24 protein-coding genes are annotated in these 22,085 nt (G+C 63.8%); 13 read left to right on the top strand and 11 right to left on the bottom strand.

Translation table 11 applies throughout. From position 1 onward, the window contains the following. Positions 1 to 37: 37 nt before the first annotated feature. The 4 genes from rpoN to lptC form a co-directional block, all read right to left on the bottom strand. On the bottom strand, positions 38 to 1,564 hold the full coding sequence (gene rpoN, locus X773_RS46935) for an RNA polymerase factor sigma-54 (RefSeq protein WP_023675266.1): 1,527 nt from the start codon (positions 1,562 to 1,564) through the stop codon (positions 38 to 40). A 197-nt stretch (positions 1,565 to 1,761) separates the two neighbouring features. Continuing rightward, complete coding sequence (lptB, locus tag X773_RS46930; protein WP_023675265.1) at positions 1,762 to 2,580, bottom strand: LPS export ABC transporter ATP-binding protein; 819 nt, start codon at positions 2,578 to 2,580, stop codon at positions 1,762 to 1,764. Beyond that, complete coding sequence (locus tag X773_RS46925; protein ID WP_023675264.1) at positions 2,580 to 3,179, bottom strand: LptA/OstA family protein; 600 nt, start codon at positions 3,177 to 3,179, stop codon at positions 2,580 to 2,582. The genes lptB and X773_RS46925 overlap by 1 nt, the downstream gene beginning before the upstream one ends. Continuing rightward, positions 3,166 to 3,879, bottom strand: coding sequence for an LPS export ABC transporter periplasmic protein LptC (gene lptC / locus X773_RS46920; protein ID WP_023675263.1), 714 nt, complete (start codon positions 3,877 to 3,879; stop codon positions 3,166 to 3,168). Before lptC ends, X773_RS46925 begins: the two co-directional genes overlap by 14 nt. Before the next feature lie 308 nt (positions 3,880 to 4,187). Here lptC and sppA point away from each other — a divergent pair, with 308 nt between their 5' ends. The 4 genes from sppA (at position 4,188) to X773_RS46900 (ending at position 6,911) form a co-directional block, all read left to right on the top strand. Continuing rightward, positions 4,188 to 5,144 carry a signal peptide peptidase SppA gene (gene sppA, locus X773_RS46915; protein WP_023675262.1) on the top strand — a complete coding sequence of 319 codons (957 nt, stop codon included), beginning with the start codon at positions 4,188 to 4,190 and terminating at the stop codon, positions 5,142 to 5,144. A gap of 81 nt (positions 5,145 to 5,225) precedes the next feature. Beyond that, on the top strand, positions 5,226 to 5,510 hold the full coding sequence (locus tag X773_RS46910) for an integration host factor subunit beta (protein ID WP_023675261.1): 285 nt from the start codon (positions 5,226 to 5,228) through the stop codon (positions 5,508 to 5,510). 47 nt (positions 5,511 to 5,557) lie between these two features. After that, complete coding sequence (locus X773_RS46905) at positions 5,558 to 5,890, top strand: LapA family protein (protein ID WP_023675260.1); 333 nt, start codon at positions 5,558 to 5,560, stop codon at positions 5,888 to 5,890. Positions 5,891 to 5,942: 52 nt separating this feature from the next. Then, positions 5,943 to 6,911 carry an ornithine cyclodeaminase family protein gene (locus tag X773_RS46900; RefSeq protein ID WP_023675259.1) on the top strand — a complete coding sequence of 323 codons (969 nt, stop codon included), beginning with the start codon at positions 5,943 to 5,945 and terminating at the stop codon, positions 6,909 to 6,911. A 144-nt stretch (positions 6,912 to 7,055) separates the two neighbouring features. Here the strand turns inward: X773_RS46900 and X773_RS0137315 are convergent, their stop codons facing one another. Beyond that, the gene (locus X773_RS0137315; RefSeq protein WP_031211347.1) at positions 7,056 to 7,424 is read right to left on the bottom strand and encodes a VOC family protein; all 369 of its coding nucleotides are present in this window, start codon (positions 7,422 to 7,424) and stop codon (positions 7,056 to 7,058) included. Between the two features lie 86 nt (positions 7,425 to 7,510). Continuing rightward, entirely contained in the window at positions 7,511 to 8,194 is a 684-nt protein-coding gene (locus tag X773_RS46895) for a YafY family protein (protein WP_023675258.1), read from the bottom strand. A gap of 106 nt (positions 8,195 to 8,300) precedes the next feature. Here X773_RS46895 and X773_RS46890 point away from each other — a divergent pair, with 106 nt between their 5' ends. The 7 genes from X773_RS46890 (at position 8,301) to X773_RS46860 (ending at position 15,746) form a co-directional block, all read left to right on the top strand. Then, a complete protein-coding gene (locus X773_RS46890) occupies positions 8,301 to 8,786 on the top strand; it encodes a DUF1772 domain-containing protein (RefSeq protein ID WP_023675257.1) in 486 nt (161 codons plus the stop codon). A gap of 88 nt (positions 8,787 to 8,874) precedes the next feature. Beyond that, entirely contained in the window at positions 8,875 to 9,936 is a 1,062-nt protein-coding gene (locus X773_RS46885; RefSeq protein WP_023675256.1) for a class I SAM-dependent rRNA methyltransferase, read from the top strand. Further along, the gene (locus X773_RS46880; protein WP_023675255.1) at positions 9,937 to 10,800 is read left to right on the top strand and encodes an RNA methyltransferase; all 864 of its coding nucleotides are present in this window, start codon (positions 9,937 to 9,939) and stop codon (positions 10,798 to 10,800) included. A 26-nt stretch (positions 10,801 to 10,826) separates the two neighbouring features. After that, positions 10,827 to 11,303 carry a signal peptidase II gene (lspA, locus tag X773_RS46875; RefSeq protein WP_023675254.1) on the top strand — a complete coding sequence of 159 codons (477 nt, stop codon included), beginning with the start codon at positions 10,827 to 10,829 and terminating at the stop codon, positions 11,301 to 11,303. A gap of 51 nt (positions 11,304 to 11,354) precedes the next feature. Continuing rightward, complete coding sequence (locus X773_RS46870; RefSeq protein ID WP_023675253.1) at positions 11,355 to 12,344, top strand: MDR family oxidoreductase; 990 nt, start codon at positions 11,355 to 11,357, stop codon at positions 12,342 to 12,344. Positions 12,345 to 12,432: 88 nt separating this feature from the next. Next, positions 12,433 to 14,721: a PAS domain-containing hybrid sensor histidine kinase/response regulator gene (locus X773_RS46865; protein WP_023675252.1), complete on the top strand. Its 2,289-nt coding sequence runs from the start codon at positions 12,433 to 12,435 to the stop codon at positions 14,719 to 14,721. A gap of 149 nt (positions 14,722 to 14,870) precedes the next feature. After that, positions 14,871 to 15,746, top strand: coding sequence for a GNAT family N-acetyltransferase (locus X773_RS46860; protein WP_023675251.1), 876 nt, complete (start codon positions 14,871 to 14,873; stop codon positions 15,744 to 15,746). Between the two features lie 103 nt (positions 15,747 to 15,849). On the opposite strand, the gene grpE is transcribed toward X773_RS46860, so the two are convergent. Continuing rightward, positions 15,850 to 16,485 carry a nucleotide exchange factor GrpE gene (grpE, locus tag X773_RS46855; RefSeq protein WP_023675250.1) on the bottom strand — a complete coding sequence of 212 codons (636 nt, stop codon included), beginning with the start codon at positions 16,483 to 16,485 and terminating at the stop codon, positions 15,850 to 15,852. Positions 16,486 to 16,721: 236 nt separating this feature from the next. Here grpE and X773_RS46850 point away from each other — a divergent pair, with 236 nt between their 5' ends. Beyond that, complete coding sequence (locus X773_RS46850) at positions 16,722 to 16,925, top strand: hypothetical protein (protein ID WP_023675249.1); 204 nt, start codon at positions 16,722 to 16,724, stop codon at positions 16,923 to 16,925. Positions 16,926 to 17,052: 127 nt separating this feature from the next. Then, the gene (locus X773_RS46845) at positions 17,053 to 18,075 is read left to right on the top strand and encodes a fatty acid desaturase (RefSeq protein WP_023675248.1); all 1,023 of its coding nucleotides are present in this window, start codon (positions 17,053 to 17,055) and stop codon (positions 18,073 to 18,075) included. Between the two features lie 146 nt (positions 18,076 to 18,221). On the opposite strand, the gene X773_RS46840 is transcribed toward X773_RS46845, so the two are convergent. The 4 genes from X773_RS46840 to X773_RS46825 form a co-directional block, all read right to left on the bottom strand. Next, complete coding sequence (locus tag X773_RS46840) at positions 18,222 to 18,842, bottom strand: DJ-1/PfpI family protein (protein WP_023675247.1); 621 nt, start codon at positions 18,840 to 18,842, stop codon at positions 18,222 to 18,224. A 135-nt stretch (positions 18,843 to 18,977) separates the two neighbouring features. Then, the gene (locus X773_RS46835) at positions 18,978 to 19,514 is read right to left on the bottom strand and encodes a DUF934 domain-containing protein (protein ID WP_023675246.1); all 537 of its coding nucleotides are present in this window, start codon (positions 19,512 to 19,514) and stop codon (positions 18,978 to 18,980) included. A gap of 98 nt (positions 19,515 to 19,612) precedes the next feature. Next, positions 19,613 to 20,377 (bottom strand): phosphoadenylyl-sulfate reductase, encoded by a 765-nt coding sequence (locus X773_RS46830; RefSeq protein WP_023675245.1) that lies wholly within the window; start codon positions 20,375 to 20,377, stop codon positions 19,613 to 19,615. Beyond that, positions 20,352 to 22,022 (bottom strand): nitrite/sulfite reductase, encoded by a 1,671-nt coding sequence (locus tag X773_RS46825; RefSeq protein ID WP_023675244.1) that lies wholly within the window; start codon positions 22,020 to 22,022, stop codon positions 20,352 to 20,354. Before X773_RS46825 ends, X773_RS46830 begins: the two co-directional genes overlap by 26 nt. Positions 22,023 to 22,085: the final 63 nt, after the last annotated feature.

Genomic DNA, 22,085 nt, shown 5'->3' with positions numbered 1-22,085 from the left:
CAATGAAGGGCGAAAGCTGTGGAAATTCCGCCGGAGATCAACGGCCGGCGCTGGCCAAAGCGCGTTTTTCGCGCCGCCGCTGCACCGAAGAGGGTATGTTCATGCCTTCCCGGTATTTGGCCACCGTGCGCCTGGCGATGTCGACGCCGCTTTCCCGCAGCATGTCCACGATGGCATCGTCGGAAAGCACATCGATGGCTTTCTCCTCGTCGATCAGCTGCTTTATGCGGTCGCGCACCGCTTCCGACGAATGCGCATCGCCGCCACCTGACGAAGCGATCGAGGCGGTGAAGAAATAGCGCAGCTCGAACACACCGCGCGGCGTCAGCATGTATTTGTTTGCCGTGACCCGGCTGACCGTTGATTCGTGCATGCCGATGGCGTCCGCCACCGTGCGCAGGTTGAGCGGCTTCAGGTGCCGCACGCCGTGGACGAGAAAAGCGTCCTGCTGGCGCACGATCTCAGAGGCCACCTTGAGAATGGTCTTCGCCCGCTGGTCGAGGCTGCGCGTGAGCCAGTTGGCGTTCTGCAGGCATTCGGCAAGGAAATCCTTTTCCGCCTGGTTTTTCGCATGTGGCGTGACCTGGGCGAAATAGATGTGATCGACCAGCACGCGCGGCAGCGTCTCGGCATTGAGCTCGACCGTCCAGCTGCCGTCATTGGCTGCACGCACCTCGACGTCGGCCACGATCGCATCGCTGGCACCGCGCGAAAACGCCATTCCCGGCCGCGGGTCGAGCGCCCGGATCTCGGCCAGCATGTCGAGCAGATCCTCCTCGTCGACGCCGCAAATCCGCTTCAGCGTCTGGAAATCGCGCCGTGCCAGGAGTTCGAGATTGGCGATCAGCGCCTTCATCGCCGGATCGAGCCGGTCGCGCACGGCCAGCTGCAGCAACAGGCATTCGGCGAGGTCGCGGGCGAATATGCCGGCGGGCTCAAATGTCTGGCAGACCGCCAGGACCGTTGCCACCGCCGTGGCGTCCGTGCCGAGGCGGGCGGCGATCTCGGCCATGTCGGCACGCATGTAGCCGGCCTCGTCGAGGCCGTCGGCAAGCTCGCCGGCGATCAGGCGCGCCGCCGGATCGGCAAAGGCGAGCGCCACCTGCTCGCCGACATGGTCGCGCAGCGTGATGGCCGCCGCCGCCATATCCGCGACGTCGAAGCCGTCGGAGGAAGAGGTGGAACCGTTGCCGGACGCCGATTTCCATTGTGCCGTCAGGTCGGGCCCGAGCCGCTCGCTCGTACCAGGATCGTCAGGAAACAGGTTTTCCAGCGACGTATCGAGCTTTTCCGAGATCGCCTCGGCGCTCCACGCCGTTTCCGCCTCGAACCAGTCGCCGTCGGCAGCCGGTTCCGATGCGGCGTCGCCCTTCTGCGCCTGATCGCTGGCGGCGTCCTCCTGCGGTTCGGCGCGTTCCAACAGGGGATTGCGTTCGATCTCGTCGTCGATGAAGCGTTCCAGCTCGAGATGGGTGAACTGCAGCAGGCGGATCGACTGCATCAGCTGCGGCGTCATCACCAGCGACTGCGACTGTCGTAGCTGTAGTTTTGCCGCCAACGCCATGGTTCGGTTTCAAACGCTCCGTCTACGCACCCGCACTGCTGGAAGGAATTTTCCAGGCCAGCATAGAAACTGGCCCGGCTTTTGCTTGTCAAGGCGAGGAGCGGTAAAACTCGCCTGCCGGCGCGTTTTCAGGCAGAAAATTGAAGAAAAAGCTGCTGGACTACGCCGGAAATCCCGCTCGAGCCGGAATTTCGCACTTAGAGCGTAAATCCCTCGCCGAGATAAAGCCGCCGCACATCGGCATTTGCGACCACTTCGTCGGCTCGACCATGGGTCAGCACCTGGCCGGCATGGATGATGTAGGCGCGGTCGATCAGGCCAAGTGTCTCGCGGACATTGTGGTCGGTGATCAGAACGCCGATGCCACGTGCCGTCAAGTGGCGCACCAGCTGCTGGATGTCGGCGACGGCGATCGGATCGATGCCGGCGAAAGGTTCGTCGAGCAACATGTAGGCGGGGCGGGTTGCCAAGGCGCGGGCAATTTCGAGACGACGCCGCTCACCGCCGGAGAGCGACAGCGACGGAGCCTTGCGCAGATGGCTGATGTGGAATTCCTCGAGCAATTCGTCGAGCAGGCGCTCACGCTCCTTGCGGCTCTTTTCTACCACTTCGAGCACGGCCCGGATGTTTTGCTCGACATTCAGGCCGCGAAAAATCGAGGCTTCCTGCGGCAGATAGCCGATGCCGAGACGGGCGCGGCGATACATCGGCATCGACGTGACGTCGAAACCGTCGATTTCGATGGTGCCTTCGTCGACCGGAACCAGGCCGGTCACCATGTAGAAACAGGTCGTCTTGCCGGCGCCGTTGGGGCCGAGCAGCCCAACCGCCTCGCCGGCGCGCACGCCTAGCGTCACGCCGCTGACGACTTTGCGGCCCTTGTAGCTTTTGGTCAGCCCCTTGGCGATCAAGGTTCCCTTGAACTTTGCCGCTTCGACGGTGACCCTGGCCGGTGCCGCAAGTTGGCTGGCGGCGCGCCCTGGAAGACGCGCCAGCAGCGACGATATGCCGGTCATCAGGGTTTCGCTGCTCCAGACTTCGCCGGCGGCGTGATCGACATCATGACGCGGCCGCCGCAGGCGTCGACCTGGGCAAGGCCGCTCTTCATCTGCACAGTGAGCTTGCAGCCGACAAGCACGTTGTCGCCTTGCGAGAGCACGACCTTGCTGCCCGAAAGCACCAGCACTTCGGTCTTCATGTCGAAAGTGCCGCGGTCGCCGGTGGCAACCTGATTGTCCGATTTGATGTAGACCTTATCGTCGACCTCGAGATGGTCGATGTTGGCGGATCCGGTCATTGCCGCGGCACCCGCCGGCTGGGCGCTTTTGGCGGCGCCTGCATCCCTGACGTAATAGACCGTCATTTTGCCGGCCTTGAGCACAGTTGGACCCTGGACGACGTTGACGTTGCCGGTGAAGACGGCAACGCTTTCCGCTTGGCGCACCTCGAGCTTGTCGCTTTCGATCTGGATCGGCTTGTCGCCCGACAGCCTGAGGCCGGACATTTGGCTGGTGGCCTTGGACTGCGCCAGCGACGGCGCCGTCCCCAAGGTCAGCCCCAAGGTTAGCAACGCCGAAATCGCGGCGAGGCGCCGTGCCGAACTACTGAACCGCATTGGTCTCTCCGCTCTTTGCCTCTGCCGCCTTCAAACTGGCGGGATCGATGTCGACGCGCACCTTGTTCTCGAAAACCAGGACCTTGCCATTGTCCTGGACCGACATCGAATCCGCCCTGATCCGCGACCCGCCGCGGCTGACATCGACGGGCTCGCTTGTCTTCATAGTGCCTTCGCCCATGTCGAGATAGACTGATTTGAATTTTGCCACCACACCATCCGTGGTCGACACGGTCACATCGCTGGTCAGGCTGAGCGTGTTGCCGTCGCGATCATAGGTGCCGTGCGTGGCATCGATGGCGGCCGTGTTGTCGGCCGCAATCGGCAGCTTGGCCTTGATGCCTTCCAGATCGATGATGCCTTGTTTGCTGACATCCTGTATGGCGCGCAGGGCTGTCATCGAATAGGGCAGGTTCTGTTTGGTGAAGCCGTTGAGCTTGGGGTTGGCCATCACCAGCTTGCCATCGGCAAAGGCGCCGCCGTCGGCCTGCACCTCGATTGCAGCGGGAGCCATGAGATAGGAATAGACGGGAAACGCGACCGCAATCACGGCAGCGACCAGCGGCACGGCCAGTTTGAGGATACGGACCCGGCGCGAATGACGCTGCGCAACGTCAAATGCGTCGACCCGCGCCCGGCCTGCGGCCTTGGGAGCCAACTCCGTCTCGGTGTTGGTCGGTTCGATTGGTCCCGCTAACATGACTGCTTCTTCTAAACCCCTGCCCGCCAGGCCGCCCTATAGGTGGGGTGCCGGCGCCCTCAAGCAAGCACAAGCCGAGGAAAACCGCAAAAATGTGACAGCCGCCCCTGTACAATGAAAATGGCCCCAGCGCAGCCTGTACCTCATACCAGATATGGGCGCACAGTGTTAGAGCCTGTAGAACGTGACAGGTTGAGGCTTGCCGCGAATGCCTAAGACGGCCTTTGGCGCAAGGCCGTCAGGAAACGGTAGCCGGGCGCGAATGGTTGCTTTAAAAGCATCTGCTCCCACCGACTACGAGGCTGACCATGGCATTGAGAGCCGACGACCTGATCGACCGCCGCCGCTTGCGCCGCAAGCTGACATTCTGGCGTGTCGCGGCGATTATCGTCGCCGCAGCCGGGCTGATCGCCTTTTCGGCGTGGATCTATGGTGACGACTTCACCGGCGCGGCTGTCGACCACATCGCCAAGGTCAAGATCGAAGGTACCATCACCGAAGACGAAGAACTGATCAAGCGGCTGGAGGCAATCCGTCAGTCGCCGCGCGTCAAGGCTGTGATCCTGTCGATCGATTCACCCGGCGGCACCACCGTCGGTGGCGAATCGATCTATGAGGCAGTGCGCAAGCTCGCCGCCGACAAGCCGGTGGTGGCCGAGGTCGGCACGCTCGCGGCTTCGGCGGGCTATATGATCGCCACCGCGGCCGACCATATTGTCGCACGCAAATCCTCGATCGTCGGCTCGATCGGCGTGCTGATCCAGTACCCGGACGTCAGCGGCCTCATGGACAAGCTCGGCGTCAAGCTGGAGGAGGTGAAATCCTCGCCCTTGAAGGCCTCGCCTTCTCCCTTCAAGCCGACCAATGAGGATGAGCGCGCCATGGTCCGCAAGCTCATCCTCGACAGCTACGACTGGTTCGTCGGCATCGTCGCCGAGCGCCGCAACATGACCAAGCCGGAGGCGCTGGCGCTCGCAGACGGGTCGATCTTCACCGGCCGGCAGGCGGTCACCAACAGATTGATCGACGCGGTCGGCGGCGAGGCCGAAGCAATCGACTGGCTTGCAGGCAAGGGTGTCGATGCCAAGCTCAAGGTGGTGGAATGGAAGGACACGGAAAAACGTGGTGGTTTCCTGTTCTCCAAGGCGATGGCGCAGACCGTCGGTGCTGCGCTTGGCCTGCCCGGCCATGGCGGCGACGTCCTTCACGAAATTGGAGCGGACCGCTTGTTTCTTGACGGTCTCGTTTCCGTCTGGCACCCTTGAGGAACCGCTTGGGACGAGTGAAAAACCAAATAAAATCATTCTGATAATTTCGGCGGCACTGCTTTTACGGGGAGCCTTTTCATGATCAAATCCGAACTTGTGCAGATCATCGCCACGCGTAATCCGCATCTTTTCCTGCGCGACGTCGAAAACATTGTCAGCGCCATCTTCGATGAAATCACCGACGCGCTTGCCGAGGGCAACCGGGTCGAGTTGCGCGGCTTCGGCGCGTTTTCGGTGAAAAACCGCCCTGCCCGTACCGGCCGCAACCCGCGCACCGGCGAATCCGTAGAGGTCGAGGAGAAATGGGTACCGTTCTTCAAGACCGGCAAGGAATTGCGTGAAAGGCTGAACGGAGGCAAATAGGCGCGGCGCCCGCCACCGCTCCCGCCTTTTCTTCCGAACGGAAAAACATGTTCAATCGCTTTCTCCTCATCGTGGTTTTCGTGCCGCTGGCCGTCATCCTGATTGCGTTGGCCGTCGCCAACCGCGAACCGGTCGCCTTCACGCTCGATCCGTTCAACCCCGGCAATCCGGCGCTGACGCTGACCATGCCGCTCTTCATTTTCCTATTCCTGGCGCTGGCCATCGGCATGATCGTCGGCAGCCTGGCGACCTGGACCAAGCAGGGCCGCTACCGCAAGCTGGCGCGCCAGCGCGGCGCCGAGGCAGAGAACCTGCGCCAGGCGGTCAGCCGCGCGCCCACCGCGTCGCAGGGCCCAGCCTTGCCGAAGCCGACGAACTGAGCCGCGGCTCGGGCCTGAAGCACAACCGGCCTAGTTCTCCACGGAGCCTTTCATGCTGACCATTTCCGCCGCCGAGGTCGACCGCGCGCTGACCTTTTCCGGGCTGGTCGAGACGTTGCGCGCCGCTTTTCGCGATGGCGCCGTGCAGCCGGTCAGGCACCATCACACGGTCGAGCGGCCCGATGGCGCCGCCTCGACCCTGCTTTTGATGCCGGCGTGGACCGACTTCAACGCCACTGGCACCTCGGCCGATGGCCATATCGGCGTCAAGATCGTCACCGTGTCGCCCGACAACAATGCTGTCGGCAAGCCTGCGGTGATGGGTCTCTACCTGTTGCTCGACGGCGCCACCGGCGAGCCGCAGGCCTTGATCGACGGCCAGCGGCTGACGCAGTGGCGTACCGCCTGTGCCTCGGCGCTGGCCGCCTCCTATCTGGCCCGCAAGGACGCCTCGCGGCTGCTGGTGGTCGGTGCCGGTGCGCTGTCGCCATTCCTTGCAAAGGCGCATTCGGCGGTGCGTCCGATCAAGAACATCCGCATCTGGAACCGTACGCCGGCGAATGCCGAAAAGGTCGTGGCAAAATTGCGTGCCGAGGGTTTTGCGGCCGAAGCCGCAGGCGATCTCGACGCCGAACTCGGCCAGGCCGATATTGTGTCATCGGCGACCATCACCACCACGCCACTGATCAGGGGCGCCCTCTTGAAGCCCGGAACCCATGTCGATCTGGTCGGCGGCTTCACGCCGGCGATGCGCGAAAGCGACGACGACGCGATTGCACGCGCCCGCGTCTATGTCGATACCCGCGCCGGCGCCACCAAGGAAGCCGGTGACATCGTCCAGCCGCTGGCCTCCGGCGTGTTGAAGCCGGAAGCCATCGTCGCCGACCTTTATGAACTCACGCGCGGCCAGAAAAAAGGCCGGCAGAACGACGACGAGATCACGCTGTTCAAGTCGGTCGGCGCAGCCCTCGAGGACCTCGCCGCTGGCATTGCCGTGTATCGCGCAAGCGTAGGGCAGTAGGGCAGTAGGGCAGTAGGGCAGTAGGGCAGTAGGGCAGTAGGGCAGTAGGGCAGTAGGGCAGTAGGGCAGTAGGGCAGTAGGAAACTGTACTGATCGTGCGGCGCCGCGCCAGCTATATTTCCTGTCACATACTCCCCTACTGCCCTACTCCCTTTGCCAATAAACCCGCAGCCGGTGGCTGTCGGGATCAAGCGCGACGAAGGTGCGGCCGAAATCCATGTCGGTCGGCGTCTGCAGAATTTTCAGCCCGCGCCCGGCCCACTCGGCATGGGTGGCGTCGACGGCACCCGGCGTGTCCAGCGCAAAGACGATCTCGGCGCCACCGCCTGCTGCCGCGGCGGCCGGTTCCACGGTGTTACGCGACCAGAGGCCGAGCTTGAAGCCGTTGTCGAGCACGAACAGCACGAAGGTCGGCGAGGTCTCGACCGGCTGCCGCCCAAGCAGCGCGCTATAGAAGGCGCCGCTTTGCTCAGGCTTGTCGACATAGAGGATGACGAAATTGGGCGGTGTCATGAATTGCTCTCCAGATGGTTTCGACTGGAGGAGCATACCGTACGCCACTGCCAGATTCTGGCAGCAGTCTCAACTGAGCAGCAGCCTTAGCTTGGCGTGTCGAGCGTCGCCCGCCATTCTTTGAGCAGCACCTGACGGCGGCGCGGATAGCGCATCTCGGTGGCATTGAGGCCGGATATCCGGTCGGCGCGAAAGTGCCTGAAATCCTGGCGCATCTCGCACCAGGCCGCGACGACGCGCACCTTGTCGAAGAAGCCGAGTGCGAACGGCCAGACGGTGCGCTCGGAGGCAGCGCCGCCGGCGTCGCGATAGACAAAGCTCAGCTTGCGCTCCTCGCGGATGGCCTGCCGCACCAGGCCGAGATCGATGCCTTCGGTGACCTCGGTGCGCGACCCGACCAGCAGCGTCGAGGCGTCGAGCTCTTCGCGCAAATCGTCCGGCAGCACCGCGGCGATCTTGGCCAGCGCGTCGGTGGCGGCGTTCGCAAGCCGCCAGTCCGGCTGCTTGGCCACCCAGCGCGAACCGAGCACGATCGCCTCGATCTCCTCATCGGTGAACATCAAGGGCGGCAGCATGAAACCGGGCCTGAGCACGTAACCCAACCCCGCCTCGCCCTCGATCGGCGCGCCCTGCCCCTGCAGCGTGGCGATATCGCGATAGAGCGTGCGGATCGACACACCCATTTCGCCCGCAAGGCTGCGGCCGCTGACCGGCCGGCGATGCCGGCGCAGGATCTGGATCAGGTCGAGCAGGCGTTCAGCACGGGACATGAATCATGACCTGGTTTCAATCACGATAGAGCCCCAGCACTTTCGGCGGCAAGCGACATGGTGGCGGACGGGAACGTCTGCGCCCTGACGCCGTTGTCCGGCCATTATGGATATACGCGGGTTCCTGTTGTTCTGGTCGGTTTTGACCGCCATCGTCGCTGCGCTCAGCCTCGGACCATCCTTCGCCCATGTGCTGGAATCGGTGCCGCGGCTGACCAGATGGCCGCCTTCGCTCTGGCGTGAAACCACTGTCTTCAACGCTCAGTTCCAATTCTTCGCGATTGTCGGCGCACCGCTGGACGTGGCCGCGATCGCCTGTCCGGGGCTTCTCGCCTGGATGCTGCGCAGCGACCGCCCGGCATTCTGGTGGATTTTGGCCGCCACCGTGCTTTATCTGATGGCCCTCGTGGCGTGGTTTACCCTGGTCAAACCGGCAAACGATGTCCTGGCCACCTGGGTGCCTGGACCGATCCCGGACAATTTCGAAAGTGTCCGGAGCAGCTGGGAAACCGGCCATATGGTCGTCACCGGCTTCAAGGCCGTTGGTTTCATAGCGCTCGCAGTCGGCCTGCTTTCGATCAGGCGCGGCTGATCCGGTTGCACACGTCGGCAGCCCTTTTGTTGCGCCGGTCAATGTGCTGTGGCAGAAGCGGCGAGCCGCCTTCCGGAGATGCGCCTTCTTGAAACCTTTTCGCGACAAACGCCGCGACAGCCGCCCGCCCGCGAAGGGCGGGGCGGAGCAGCCGCGGCGGCGCGACGCCGGCCTGACCGCCGGTTCGGAGCCTAAACTGCAGGACCGGTCCGAGCCGAAAGCCACGCCGCGCCCTCTATCCCGCCGCGATGGCGCGCTGCCTGCCGAACATCTGCCGCTGATCCTCGAGGTCGGCCCCAATCAGGACTACGCGCTGCTCGACAGCGGCGCCGGAGAAAAACTCGAGCAATACGGCCCCTACCGCATCGTTCGGCCGGAGGGCCAGGCGATCTGGCAAAAGGCTTTGCCGGCCAGGGACTGGGAGCGCGCCGACGCCATTTTCACCGGCGATACCGACGAGGAAGGCATCGGCCGCTGGCGTTTCCCCAAGACGCCGCTCGGCGAGACCTGGCCGATGAAGCATGACGGCATCGATTATCTCGGCCGCTTCACCTCGTTTCGCCATGTCGGCGTCTTTCCCGAGCAGGCCTCGCACTGGGACCACATGGCCGGACTGATCGCGGCGGCAAAACGGCCGGTGAAGGTGTTGAACCTGTTCGGTTACACCGGCCTTGCCTCCTTGGTGGCGGCGCGTGCCGGCGCCGAGGTCACCCACGTCGATGCTTCCAAGAAGGCGATCGGCTGGGCGCGCGAAAACCAAGAAATGGCGGGCTTGTCGCAAAAGCCGATCCGCTGGATCGTCGATGATGCCGTGAAATTCGCCGAACGCGAGGAGCGCCGCGGCAGCCGCTACGACATCATCCTGTTCGACCCGCCCGCCTATGGCCGCGGACCGAAGGGCGAGGTCTGGCAGCTGTTCGAGGATTTGCCGGCGCTGACCGATATCTGCCGCGCGATCCTGACGCCGAAGCCGCTCGCTGTTGTGCTGACCGCCTATTCGATCCGCGCCTCTTTTTTCGCCATCCATGCCGTGATGCGCGACACCTTCGCCGGCATGGGCGGCACGGTCGAGTCGGGTGAATTGATCATCCGCGAGAAATCTGCCGGTCGGGCGCTGTCGACCTCGCTGTTCTCACGCTGGGTGGCCTGAATGAGTGCGTACGAACGGCACGCGGGCGCGCCAGGGCAGGTGAAGGAAGTCACCAGCCTCGCCAACCCGCTGGTCAAGGACATCAAGGCGCTCGCGCTGAAGAAATTCCGTGACCAGCAGAATGCCTTCATGGCCGAAGGCCTGAAGCTGGTCATCGACGCGCTCGATCTCGGCTGGTCGATCAGGACATTGGTCTTCGCCAAGGCCGGACGTGGCAATACGGCGGTTGAAAAGATCGCGGCGCGCACGGTCGCCGCCGGCGGCACCGTCCTTGAAGTTTCGGAAAAAGTGCTGGTCGCCATCACCCGCCGCGACAATCCGCAAATGGTCGTCGGCGTGTTCTCGCAGAAATTCCTGCCGTTGAAGGACATCCGCGCCCGTGACGGCGACGTCTGGGTGGCGCTCGACCGCGTCCGCGACCCCGGCAATCTCGGCACCGTCATCCGCACGGTCGACGCTGTCGGGGCCAGGGGCGTCATCTTGGTCGGCGAGACCACCGATCCCTTTTCGGTCGAAACGGTGCGCGCCACCATGGGCTCGATTTTCGCCGTGCCGGTCGCCAAGGCGTCGCCCGAAGCTTTTCTCGCCTGGCGAACGAGCTTTCCCGGCCTCGTCGCCGGCACCCATCTGAAGGGTGCGGTCGACTACCGCTCGGTCGATTTTTCAAAAGGCCCGGTGCTTTTGATGATGGGTAACGAGCAGCAAGGCCTGCCTGACGAGCTTGCCGCAAGCTGCGACAAACTGCTGCGGATACCGCAGGCCGGCCGCGCCGATTCGCTCAACCTTGCGGTGGCCACCGGCGTCATGCTGTTCGAGATCCGGCGCGGCGCGCTGAAGCTCGGCCCGGAGGATGCCCGATCGTGACGTCCCAAACCGTGAAACTGCAAACTATGAAGTCCTGGAGCCCCTACGCTTTTCTGGTTGTCGCCGCGATAGCGCTCGACCAGTGGCTGAAATATCTGGTCGAGACCGGCCTTGCCTTTCAGGAAAAGCTCGATCTCCTGCCTTTCCTGGCGCTGTACCGCACCTACAACACCGGCATCGCGTTTTCGCTGTTTTCGTCCTTAGGCGACACCGGCCTGGTGGTCGTCGCGGTTGTGGTGGTCGCTTTCGTGCTCTACCTTGCGGCCCGCACGCCGCCGGGCCACCTGCTTGCCCGCATCGGCTTCGCGCTGATCGTCGGCGGCGCGCTCGGCAATCTGATCGACCGCGCTATCTACGGTCATGTCATCGACTATATTCTGTTTCACACGCCGGTCTGGTCCTTCGCGATCTTCAACCTCGCCGATGCCTTCATTTCGGTCGGTGCCGTGCTGGTCGTCTTCGACGAACTCATTGGCTGGCGGCGCGGAGCGTCGAGCGATTGACCTCACTCGCCTGGCGCCGCACATTCTGATCTGCAAGCCCGAGGAGAAAAAATGCCCGAAACCTTCAAAGCCATCCTCGTTTCGCGTGACGCCGAGAAAAACCAGTCAGTCGCGGTGACCGAGCTTACCGAGGCAGACCTGATGGAGGGCGACGTCACTGTCGCGGTCGAGGCGACGACGGTGAACTACAAGGACGGTCTTGCAATTACCGGCAAGGCGCCGGTGATCCGCCGCTGGCCGCTGGTGCCGGGCATCGATTTCGCCGGCACCGTCATCTCGTCTTCCAATCCTGGCTGGCGCAAGGCAGACAAGGTCATATTGAACGGCTGGGGCGTCGGCGAGACGCATTTCGGCGCCTATGCCGGACGCGCCCGCGTCAAGGGCGACTGGCTGGTGCCGCTGCCGGACGGCATGAGCCCGCATGATGCGATGGCGGTCGGCACCGCCGGCTACACCGCCATGCTTTGCGTCATCGCGCTGGAGCGCCACGGCATCGTGCCCGATCGCGGCCCGGTGGTGGTGACCGGCGCTGCCGGTGGCGTCGGCTCGGTCGCGGTCTCGATCCTGTCCAGCCTCGGCTATCACGTCATCGCCTCGACCGGCCGCGCTGCCGAAAGCCCCTATCTGATCGACCTCGGCGCCGCGGAAGTGATTTCACGCGACGAGCTCACCCAGCCGGCAAAACCGCTCGCCAAGGAACGCTGGGCCGGCGGCGTCGATGCGGTCGGCAGTCACACGCTAGCCAACGTTCTGTCGATGACCTCCTATGGCGGCGCCGTCGCCGCTTGCGGCCTCGCCGGCGGCATGGACCTGCCGGCAAGCGTCGCCCCCTTCATCCTGCGCGGCGTCTCGCTGCTCGGCATCGATTCGGTGATGGCGCCGAAGGCGGTCCGCCTCGAGGCCTGGCGCCGCATCGGCGCCGATCTTGACCACGCAAAGCTTGCCAGCCTGTCGACGAGCATCGGCTTCGACGGCATCATCGGCGCCGCGCATGACATCGTCGAGGGTAAGATCCGCGGCCGCGTGGTGGTGGATATGTGAGCCCCCAAGGGATAAAAAAGAGCGCGACCGCTAAAATTCGAGCGATCAACCACAACCTTCGATAAGCTCTGTCTGGCAGGATTTCCGTATGATTGCGGAGCCCGGCATCAGAGAGGCGGAACCAGCCGAACGGGCCGACGGGACGGCCCCCGCGGCGCCAGGACGGCAGCTTGTCGCCGCGCCACCGCTGGCGCCGGAACTGCCGGCCTCCAACCGCGAAGGCCTGCCCTTCCTGACGCTCGTCGCCATCGTCGTGCTGGCAGGCTTTTCGCATCTGACCGGGGCGCCGATCTTCATCACCATCGGCCTTTTGGCGACAGCCATCGCCGGGCTCGCCATGCATCTGCGCAACAGGCGCACCGAGCGCCGCGCGGTGGCCCTGCTCGATGCCACGACCGCCCGCAGCCGCGCCGAAATCGAGACGCTGGCCGACCGCATGTGGGAGATGCAGGAGAGCGAGGAGCGCTTTCGCGGGCTGATCGATGCACTCGGCGATCTCGTCGTCCATCGTGACCGCGACGGCCACATTGTCTACGCCAACAAGGTTTTCGCCGACCTTGTCGAAACCGACCAGCGCGACCTTGCCGGCAAGACCCTGGCCGAACTAGGCATCGATGTCGGCATCGTCCCCGACGCCGCGTTTTCCGACCATGAATGCCTGAGTTCCACCGACGTCGCCATTCGCACGCCGGACGGCCCACGCTGGTTCTCTTGGATCGAGCTGTCGGTGCGCGACAAGGACAGCGGCGCCGTTTCGCATCGCGCCATCGCCCGCGACATCACCGCTCGCAAGCGCGCCGAATCCTCGCTGATCACCGCCCGCGAGCGGGCCGAATATGCGAGCCAGGCCAAATCGCGCTTCCTCGCCACCGTCAGCCACGAGATCCGCACGCCGATGAACGGCATCATGGGCATGGCCCGGCTTCTCGCCGACACCAGCCTTTCGCCCGAGCAGCGGACCTATGTCGGCGCCATCTCGACCTCGGCCAGCGCGCTGCTGGCGCTGATCGAGGACCTGCTCGACTACTCCAAGATCGAGGCCGGCCGCTTCGATCCCGAACCGCAGCCGATGTCGGTGCGCGAGATCGCCGACAATGTCATCGAACTTTTGGCGGCGCGTGCTTTTGCGAAGGATATCGGCCTCGGCTGTCATGTCGAACCCGACGTGCCGCAGCTGATCACCGCCGACCCCGGCAGGGTCAGGCAGGTGCTGCTCAATCTCATCGGCAACGCCGTCAAGTTCACCGACAGCGGCGGCGTCCTGGCAAGCATCGCCCGCGTCCGCACCGAAACCACCGACCGCATCCGCTTCACCATCGCTGATACCGGCCCCGGTCTGCGCGAGGAGGACATGGAGCGCATCTTCGAGGACTTCGAACAGGCTGACGGCACCTCGACCCGTGCGCATGGCGGTGCCGGCCTCGGTCTCGCCATTTCCAAGCGCCTGGTGACCGCCATGGGCGGCACTATCTCTGTGTCGAGCCGGCTTGGCCAGGGGTCCGAATTCGTCTTCGATATTCCCGCTATTTCCGCCGTCGAGGCGCCGCAGATCCGCCAGGACGCGCTGTCGGGCCGGCATGCGGTGATCGTGTCGAAGAACCTGGTCGAGGCCGAAGCCCTCGCCCGCACCATTCGCGCCAATGGCGGCACGGTCGATCTGGCCACCGCCGCCGCCCAGGCCACCGCTTTCGCCGAGGGCTGTGACGTGCTTCTGATTGATGCTGCCATGGAGCAAAGCGACGGCAGGCTGCTCAGGCGCCTGCGCCAGAGCGGATTTGCCGATTGCGAGGCAGTGACGCTGATCGCACCGACCGACCGTGGCATGCTTGGCGAGTTCCGTGCCAATGGTTACGCCACCTTCCTTGCGAGGCCGGTGCGCGGCGAGACATTGCTGCGCGTGCTTTTGACCAGCCACGCGCCGGTCATCGCCGAGCCGCAACTGCAAAAGCGCGGCGCGCAGGCGGGGCACGCCATTGGCGCCCGCCAGCAGGGCCTGTCGGTGCTGATCGCCGAGGACAACGACATCAACGCCATGCTGGCCCGCGCCACGCTGCTGAAGGCCGGGCATCGCGTGAAAGTGGTCGGCAACGGCAAGGCCGCCGTCGAGGCGGTCATCAGCACCGGCCACAAGCACCGTTACGACGTGGTGCTGATGGACTTGCATATGCCTGTCATGGACGGCCTGGACGCCATCGCCGCCATCCGCCGCCATGAGGAGGAGACCGCGGTGCCGCCGGTGCCGATCATGGTGCTGTCGGCCGACAGCCAGGAAAAGACCCGCCACGCCGTGCTCGCTCACGGTGCCAGCGGCTTCGTCACCAAGCCGCTCGACCCCGATGCCCTGGTTCATGCGGTCGAAGGGCAAGCGGCCGCCTGAGGCACAACATAGACGGTTGATAGATTACCCAGCCGACGAAGTATTGCCCGCAGAGGCGTATCACGGTACTGTCACAATCCTGTTGCACCTACACCGTATCCCCGTGCCAAGAGGGATGGCTCGAAGGAGAATCACTCGTGCATACAGTCATGCCGGAATGTGATGCTCGGCCGAACGCCAGCGGGCCTTTGCTCGTCGGCCGGAACGCCGATGCCGTCATAAAAGGCGCATCGCTCGGCCGCATCGGCAATCTCGAAGTGCGGCTCGCCCGCAACGAGGCCGAGATCGCTGCCGCGCAGGAGGTGCGCTACCGGGTATTCTACGACGAGCTTGGTGCCAGGAAGGACCTGTTCCAGATGCAGGACCGCCGCGATGCCGATCGCTTCGATCCCCTCTGCGATCATCTGCTGGTCTTCGATACTTCGCTTTCCGGCCCCGAGCATCGCCGCATCGTCGGCACCTACCGCCTGCTGCGGCAGGAGATTGCCGCGGCCGCCGGCGGCTTCTATTCCGAAGGTGAATTCGAGCTGACCAAGCTGATCGCGCGGCATCCCGGCCAGCGCTTCCTCGAGCTCGGCCGCTCCTGCGTTCTGCCGGAATACCGCTCGAAGCGCACCATCGAGGCGCTGTGGCAAGGCATCTGGGCCTACATCAACCATTACGGCATCGGCGTGATGACCGGCTGCGCGTCGTTCCACGGCACCGTGCCTGCGGCACATGCCGAGGCGCTGACCTATCTTGCCCACCACTGCCGGACGAATTCATCCTGGGACGTGCGCGCCGTCGCCGGGCGCTATTGTTCGATGGATCTGATGCCGATCGAGGCGGTCAATACCAAGGCGGCGATCGCCGCGATGCCGCCGCTGGTCAAGGGCTATCTGCGCGTCGGCGCGCGTATCGGCGACGGCTGCGTCATCGACCGTGAATTCTCGACGGTCGACGTGTTCGTGGTGATGCCGGTCAAGGAGATCGGCGCCCGCTACGTCAATTATTATGGCGGAGAAGCGCAGCGGTTTGCGGCGTGAATAGTGAATAGTGAATAGTGAATAGTGAATAGAACATAGCACTGACTGCTGGAGCAGCAATTGGCTACTCACTACTAACCATTCACTATTGACCATTCACCATTCACGCATCTTTCTCAGCCTGCTCGTTGACCGGCCCCGGCTCGACCGGCGCTTCGCTCGCCACATGCTTGGGGCCGCCCTTGGCGACGCCGACCATGGCCGGCCGCAGAACACGCTCGCCGATCGAATAGCCGGGCTGCACGACCTGCACGACCGTGTTGGCCGGTACGTCGGGATTGGGCACCTCGAACATCGCCTGGTGGAAATTCGGATCGAATTTCTCGCCCTCGGGCTCGAGCTTCTTCACGCCGTGGCGTTCCAGCGCCGACAGCATGGCGCGCTCGGTGATCTCGACGCCGTCGATCAGCGCCTTGAAGCCGGCATCGCCCGAAGCCTTGGCCTCCTCCGGGATGGCATCCAGCGCACGGCGCAGATTGTCTGACACCGAAAGCATGTCGCGGGCAAAATTGGCAACCGCATAGGCGCGCGCATCGTGGACGTCGCGGGCGGTGCGGCGACGCAAGTTCTCCATGTCGGCCGCGACGCGCAGCGCGCGATCCTTCAGCTCTTCGTTTTCCTTCAGAAGCCGCACAAGCGCTTCATAGTCGCCGTCGACGCCACCTTCCCTTGGCTCCGCGGCAGCCTCGGTCTTCTCGGCTTCATCGGGCGCGCGTTCGTCTTTTGCCTGGTCGCTCATCGCCGTTTCCCGTCATTTTCGAATGGTGTGGATTTGCGCCCGATATCGAGGTTTAGCGGCCAAAAATCAAGAGGCAAGCGATACTGCAGCCGCTGTCGCTGCTTAATGGCGGACGGCGCAGACCTCTCGATTTTAATTCAAACTTTACCGTACCCGACGGCTTTGCTTGCCGGGACACTACAATGCGGGAACCATTCCTCCCCTGGAAGAGTTTCGAAGCCGACACAGGATTTTGGATGATGCCCCGCAGGAATGGCGAAAAACGCGACGGGCTCGCCGCCGATATCCGGCGCCAGCTCGGCACCGAGGCGACCAAGCGCTTTCTGCGCACCTTGCCGGCCTTCCGCACGGAGTCCGATATTCCCGACCGTCTGAAGGAATTGCTCGACCGCCTGGACGGCGTGGAAGCCAAGGTGGTCGCAGGCGGGCGCCGTCGGTAGACACCATTGCAGGCCGTGCGCCCGGCGACTGCGGCCACCAATTCCTCGCCATCGCGCGACATTTACCCGCAGTAACTTTGCGTGATCGCCGCCTTGCGGCAGCGCCCTGCTCCGCCTATGTTTCATGATGAACATGATTTCCCCCGAAGCTGTGGCAAACAGCAAGCGCGCCTGGTTGAAAATCCTGTCGCGCTATAAAAAGCCCGACAGGCGTCGCAGCGCCGTCGAACTCGCCATCACCCTCATTCCTTTCGCCACGCTGTGGGCATTGTCCTCGGCCGCTTATGCCTATGGCCATTGGTGGGGTCTGGTCCTCATCCTTCCGGCCGCCGGCTTTCTGGTGCGGATCTTCATGATCCAGCACGATTGCGGCCACGGCTCGTTTTTTGCCAATCGCTATGCCGACGACTGGATCGGCCGCGTCCTTGGCGTGCTGACGCTGACGCCCTACGATTGCTGGCGCCGCGCCCACGCAACCCATCACGCCAGCGCCGGCAATCTCGACGAGCGCGGCACCGGCGACATCAAGACACTGACCGTCGCCGAATACCGGCAACTGTCATGGCGGGGCCGGCTCGCCTATCGCCTCTATCGCCATCCGCTGGTGATGTTCGGCCTTGGCCCGATCTGGATTTTCATTTTCGAGCAGAGACTGCCCTTGGGCATGATGCGGGGCGGCCTCACCCCCTGGGTGTCGTCGATGTCCACCAACCTCGCCATCGCGGTCATCGCCGCTCTGCTCATCTGGTTCGTTGGCCCCGGCGCGTTTCTGGTCGTGCATTTGCCGATCGTCATCCTCGCCGGATCGGCCGGCATCTGGCTGTTCTATGTCCAGCATCAGTTCGAAGAGACGGAGTGGACAAAGGACTCCGAGTGGGAATTCCAGCACGCTGCCCTGCACGGTTCGTCCTATTACGACCTGCCGCCGGTGCTGAACTGGATCACCGGCAATATCGGCGTCCACCACGTGCACCACCTCTCGGCCAAGGTGCCATGCTACCGGCTTCCGGAAGTGCTGAGGGACTATCCGGAGCTGCGTGAGATCGGCCGCGTCACACTCCTCGACAGCCTGCGCTGCGTCAAGCTGGCGCTGTGGGACGAGAGCCGCAGCAAGCTGGTATCGTTCCGCGAAGCGCGGATGGCCGTGTAGACGCACCGCCGCACCTAAACGCGTCGCGCTCGACCGGCCTCAAGCGACGCGCTTTAGGTTCTTGTTTATGCATGCCGTTATCGCAAAACCGCTGAACACTTTTGCGCGACATGCGTTAGGGGTGCGGCGGGCTCCACATTCCGAGCTTAAGCCGCCTGGCGCTGGTCGCGCATCAGGATCTCGCCCTGGCGGATCTCGGTGCCCAGCACTTTCAGGCATTCGCGCATGAACGCGGCAAGGCCCGGCCAGCCCTTGGCCGACACCAGATTGCCGTCGACATGGGCGCCGGTCGGCGCAACATCGATATAGATGCCGCCGGCCAGCGTGACTTCCGGCTCGCAATATTGCAGCGCCGCGACTTCGCGGCCGCGCACCACGCCGTCGACCGCGATCAGGATCTGCACGCCGTGGCAGATGGTGAAGATCGGTTTTCCCGTCTCATGGAAATGCCGCACCAGCGCCTGCACGCGCTTGTCGATGCGGATATATTCCGGCCCGCGCCCGCCCGCCGCGTAGACGGCGTCGTAGTCGGCCGGATTCACCTCGGAAAACGTCTTGTTGAGGATGTAGTCGTGGCCGAGCTTTTCCGTATAGGTCTGGTGGCCCTCGAAGTCGTGCAGCGAGGTCTTCAGGATATCGCCGGCCTTCTTGTCGGGGCAAACGACATGGACGGTGTGGCCCACCGCATGCATGGCCTGCTCAAAGACGAAAATCTCGTATTCCTCGCTGAACTCGCCAACGAGCATCAATATCTTCTTGCCAGCCATACCCGGTTCCTCCCTTGTGGCCACATTTATTCGGATCGCGAAATAATGGGCCTATCCTAAGGCGGAGAGGCGCAAAATAAAAGGCTGAATCGGGAATGTGGTCCGACCAGAAGGCTTCTGGCCCTCTGGAGCGGATCAGCCGGCGCGCACCCGCCGCCAGGAATATTTCGGGCCTTTGGCCTCCGGCTTCACCGCCGGCTGATAGAACAGCGGCAGTCCGCCTGTGCGGCCTTGCTCGAGCCGCTTCAGCAGCACCGGGTGCGATACCTCGAATTCATCGAAGCCGACGCGCAGCATATGCGGCAGCTGATCGATCAGCACCTGCCCGGTGGCGCGCATGGCGCCTGCAAAATGATAACGGCTGCGCAGCAATTCGCCCTTGGAGAACGAGCGGCCGTCATTGAACGCCGGAAACGCCAGCGCCACCAGCGACAGCTGATCGAGCAGGCCTGCGATCTTTTCGAGCTGATCGCCGGGCTGCAGCAGCACACCGATGCGCTCCTTCGCCGACCGCCGCACCTCCGGATCGAGGCCGAGAAACGCCTGCAACGGCAGGATGAAACGGCCATTGCCGACCAGCGCTTCGGCGCTTTCGGCATGAACCCACTCGTCCTCGCGGAACCCATCCGGTGTCCACAGCCGCGTGGCGTTTTCGGCTATCAAGTCGCTCATCAAGAAAATTCCCAAGTCCACAAGGTTCTAAAGTGCAAAACACCTCAGGGTGTGTTGAGATTCAGGTCAGGCCGGCATCACCGGAATATCAACATATCCTAAAGCGAGGCGTCGGTCAGCGACCTTTCCAGCCCCGACAAATGGATGCCGCATTCGGTCTTGGCGTGCCCGGCCCAGCGGCCGCTGCGCGCGTCGTCGCCCGGCTGCACCGGCTGCGTGCATGGGAAGCAGCCGATCGACAGATAACCATAGGCGACCAGCGGGTTTTCACGCAGCGCATGCGCGCGCATGTAGCCGGCCTGGTCCGATGTCGTCCAGTTCGCCAGCGGATTGATGCGGATGCGCGAGCCGACAGCCTCGAACACCGGGAGCGCTGCCCGGGTCGCCGCCTGGAAGCGCTTGCGGCCGGTGAACCAGGCGCGGAACGGCTCGACGCCGCGCGCCAGCGGCTCGACCTTGCGGACGTCGCAGCAGGCGTCGGTGTCGGTCTCGTTCAGATTGCCGGTCGGGTCGATCCTTGCCAGCGCCGCATCGTCGGGCCTGATCACCCGGATATCGCTCAGCCCGAAATCGGCGGCCAGCGCGTCACGATAGCCGAGCGTTTCCTCGAAATGCTTGCCGGTGTCGAGAAAGATCACCGGCAGCGTGCGGTCGATCTCGGCGATCATGTGCAGCAGCACCGCCGAATCCGCGCCGAAGGACGAGACGGCGGCGATTTCGCCGTGAAAGAACTCCCGGGCCGACCGCTCGATGATCTCCAGCGGCTTTAGATGGCCGTAGAGCGCGTCGAGACCCGCCGCTTGGGCGGCGATGCCGGCCTCGACGTCGACGATCCGGTCAAGCGGCCTTGGCTTCGCCAGCATAGAGCGCCTCCTTGAACGGCGCGGGACCGACTCGGCGGTAGGCGTCGATGAATCTTTCGTTTCTGTCCAGCCGAAGCCCGAGATAGGTCTCGACGATCTGCTCGATGGCATCGGTGATCTCTTCCGAACTGAAGCCGCGGCCGATGATCTCGCCGACCGAGGTGTTCTCGTCGGCCGAGCCGCCGAGCGTCACCTGGTAGAGCTCGGCGCCTTTCTTCTCGACCCCGAGGATGCCGATATGGCCGACATGGTGATGGCCGCAGGCATTGATGCAGCCGGAAATCTTCAGCTTCAATTCGCCGATCTCGCGCTGGCGCTCCAGTGAGGCGAAGCGCCGCGAGATTTCCTGCGCCACGGGAATCGAGCGCGCCGTTGCCAGCGCGCAATAATCGAGGCCGGGGCAGGAGATGATGTCGCTGATCAGGTTGGAATTGGCCGTCGCCAGCCCGATATCGACAAGCGCGTCATAGACCGCCTTGAGGTCGGCCCGCGCGACATGCGGCAGGATCAGGTTCTGCTCGTGGCTGACGCGCAGCTCGTCGAAGGAATATTTTTCGGCAATGTCGGCGACCGCTTCCATCTGGCTGTCGGAGGCATCGCCCGGCGTCTCGCCGATGCCCTTGAGCGAGATGGTCACCGCCGCGTAGTCGGGATGGCGATGGGTGACCACATTCTGGTCCAGCCATTCGGAAAAGCTCTTCGAGTCGAGGCGGGCAAGCTTGACCGCCTCATCGCCTTCCGGCCGGTCGACAAGCGCCGGCGGCGCGAAATAGGCGTCGATGGCGCGGATGTCTTCTTCCGGCAGCCTCAGCTCGGCGTCCTTCAACTCCTGCCATTCGGCCTCGACCTGGCGGGTGATCTCCTCGACGCCGGTCTCATGGACCAGGATCTTGATGCGCGCCTTGAACTTGTTGTCGCGACGGCCGTAGAGGTTGTAAACGCGCAGGATCGCCGTGCAGTAGGACAACAGATCCGCTTCGGGCAGGAAATCGCGGATCTTCTTGGCCACCATCGGCGTGCGGCCCTGGCCGCCGCCGACATAGACGGCGAAACCGAGCTCGCCGGCGGCGTTCTTCTTCAGATGCAGGCCGATGTCGTGCGTCTGGATGGCGGCGCGGTCGCGCTCGGCGCCGGTCACCGCGATCTTGAATTTTCGCGGCAGGAACGAGAACTCCGGATGCACCGAGGACCATTGCCGCAGGATTTCGGCATAGGGGCGCGGATCGGCAACCTCGTCAGCGGCGGCGCCGGCGAAGTGGTCGGCGGTGACGTTGCGGATGCAATTGCCGCTGGTCTGGATGGCGTGCATCTCGACGCTTGCCAGATCGGCCAGGATCGCCGGGATGTCCGACAGCGCCGGCCAGTTGAACTGGATGTTCTGGCGCGTCGTGAAATGGCCGTAACCTTTGTCGTATTTGCGGGCGATGTGGCCGAGCATGCGCAGCTGCTTGCTGTTCAGCGTGCCGTACGGCACCGCGATGCGCAGCATATAGGCATGCAGCTGCAGATAGACGCCGTTCATCAGCCGCAGCGGCCGGAACTGGTCCTCGGTGATCTCGCCGGCAAGGCGCCGCGCGACCTGGTCGCTGAACTCGGCGACGCGGGCCTTGACGAAATCGTGGTCGAACTCATCGTAACGGTACATATTCAGGTCTTTCCGGGCGCGTCCGCCCGTTATTTTCTTCGTTCGAGCATGATCGGGATCATG

This window comes from Mesorhizobium sp. LSJC280B00 (assembly GCF_000502835.1).
Taxonomy (GTDB): domain Bacteria; phylum Pseudomonadota; class Alphaproteobacteria; order Rhizobiales; family Rhizobiaceae; genus Mesorhizobium.
This window is presented reverse-complemented; position numbering and strand designations above follow the sequence as displayed.

Coding starts and splice junctions, on each gene's coding strand:
- rpoN (WP_023675266.1), bottom strand. CDS start 1,564: ATGGCGTTGGCGGCAAAACTACAGCTACGACAGTCGCAGTCGCTGGTG.
- lptB (WP_023675265.1), bottom strand. CDS start 2,580: ATGACCGGCATATCGTCGCTGCTGGCGCGTCTTCCAGGGCGCGCCGCC.
- X773_RS46925 (WP_023675264.1), bottom strand. CDS start 3,179: ATGCGGTTCAGTAGTTCGGCACGGCGCCTCGCCGCGATTTCGGCGTTG.
- lptC (WP_023675263.1), bottom strand. CDS start 3,879: ATGTTAGCGGGACCAATCGAACCGACCAACACCGAGACGGAGTTGGCT.
- sppA (WP_023675262.1), top strand. CDS start 4,188: ATGGCATTGAGAGCCGACGACCTGATCGACCGCCGCCGCTTGCGCCGC.
- X773_RS46910 (WP_023675261.1), top strand. CDS start 5,226: ATGATCAAATCCGAACTTGTGCAGATCATCGCCACGCGTAATCCGCAT.
- X773_RS46905 (WP_023675260.1), top strand. CDS start 5,558: ATGTTCAATCGCTTTCTCCTCATCGTGGTTTTCGTGCCGCTGGCCGTC.
- X773_RS46900 (WP_023675259.1), top strand. CDS start 5,943: ATGCTGACCATTTCCGCCGCCGAGGTCGACCGCGCGCTGACCTTTTCC.
- X773_RS0137315 (WP_031211347.1), bottom strand. CDS start 7,424: ATGACACCGCCCAATTTCGTCATCCTCTATGTCGACAAGCCTGAGCAA.
- X773_RS46895 (WP_023675258.1), bottom strand. CDS start 8,194: ATGTCCCGTGCTGAACGCCTGCTCGACCTGATCCAGATCCTGCGCCGG.
- X773_RS46890 (WP_023675257.1), top strand. CDS start 8,301: ATGGATATACGCGGGTTCCTGTTGTTCTGGTCGGTTTTGACCGCCATC.
- X773_RS46880 (WP_023675255.1), top strand. CDS start 9,937: ATGAGTGCGTACGAACGGCACGCGGGCGCGCCAGGGCAGGTGAAGGAA.
- lspA (WP_023675254.1), top strand. CDS start 10,827: ATGAAGTCCTGGAGCCCCTACGCTTTTCTGGTTGTCGCCGCGATAGCG.
- X773_RS46870 (WP_023675253.1), top strand. CDS start 11,355: ATGCCCGAAACCTTCAAAGCCATCCTCGTTTCGCGTGACGCCGAGAAA.
- X773_RS46865 (WP_023675252.1), top strand. CDS start 12,433: ATGATTGCGGAGCCCGGCATCAGAGAGGCGGAACCAGCCGAACGGGCC.
- X773_RS46860 (WP_023675251.1), top strand. CDS start 14,871: ATGCCGGAATGTGATGCTCGGCCGAACGCCAGCGGGCCTTTGCTCGTC.
- grpE (WP_023675250.1), bottom strand. CDS start 16,485: ATGAGCGACCAGGCAAAAGACGAACGCGCGCCCGATGAAGCCGAGAAG.
- X773_RS46850 (WP_023675249.1), top strand. CDS start 16,722: ATGATGCCCCGCAGGAATGGCGAAAAACGCGACGGGCTCGCCGCCGAT.
- X773_RS46845 (WP_023675248.1), top strand. CDS start 17,053: ATGAACATGATTTCCCCCGAAGCTGTGGCAAACAGCAAGCGCGCCTGG.
- X773_RS46840 (WP_023675247.1), bottom strand. CDS start 18,842: ATGGCTGGCAAGAAGATATTGATGCTCGTTGGCGAGTTCAGCGAGGAA.
- X773_RS46835 (WP_023675246.1), bottom strand. CDS start 19,514: ATGAGCGACTTGATAGCCGAAAACGCCACGCGGCTGTGGACACCGGAT.
- X773_RS46830 (WP_023675245.1), bottom strand. CDS start 20,377: ATGCTGGCGAAGCCAAGGCCGCTTGACCGGATCGTCGACGTCGAGGCC.
- X773_RS46825 (WP_023675244.1), bottom strand. CDS start 22,022: ATGTACCGTTACGATGAGTTCGACCACGATTTCGTCAAGGCCCGCGTC.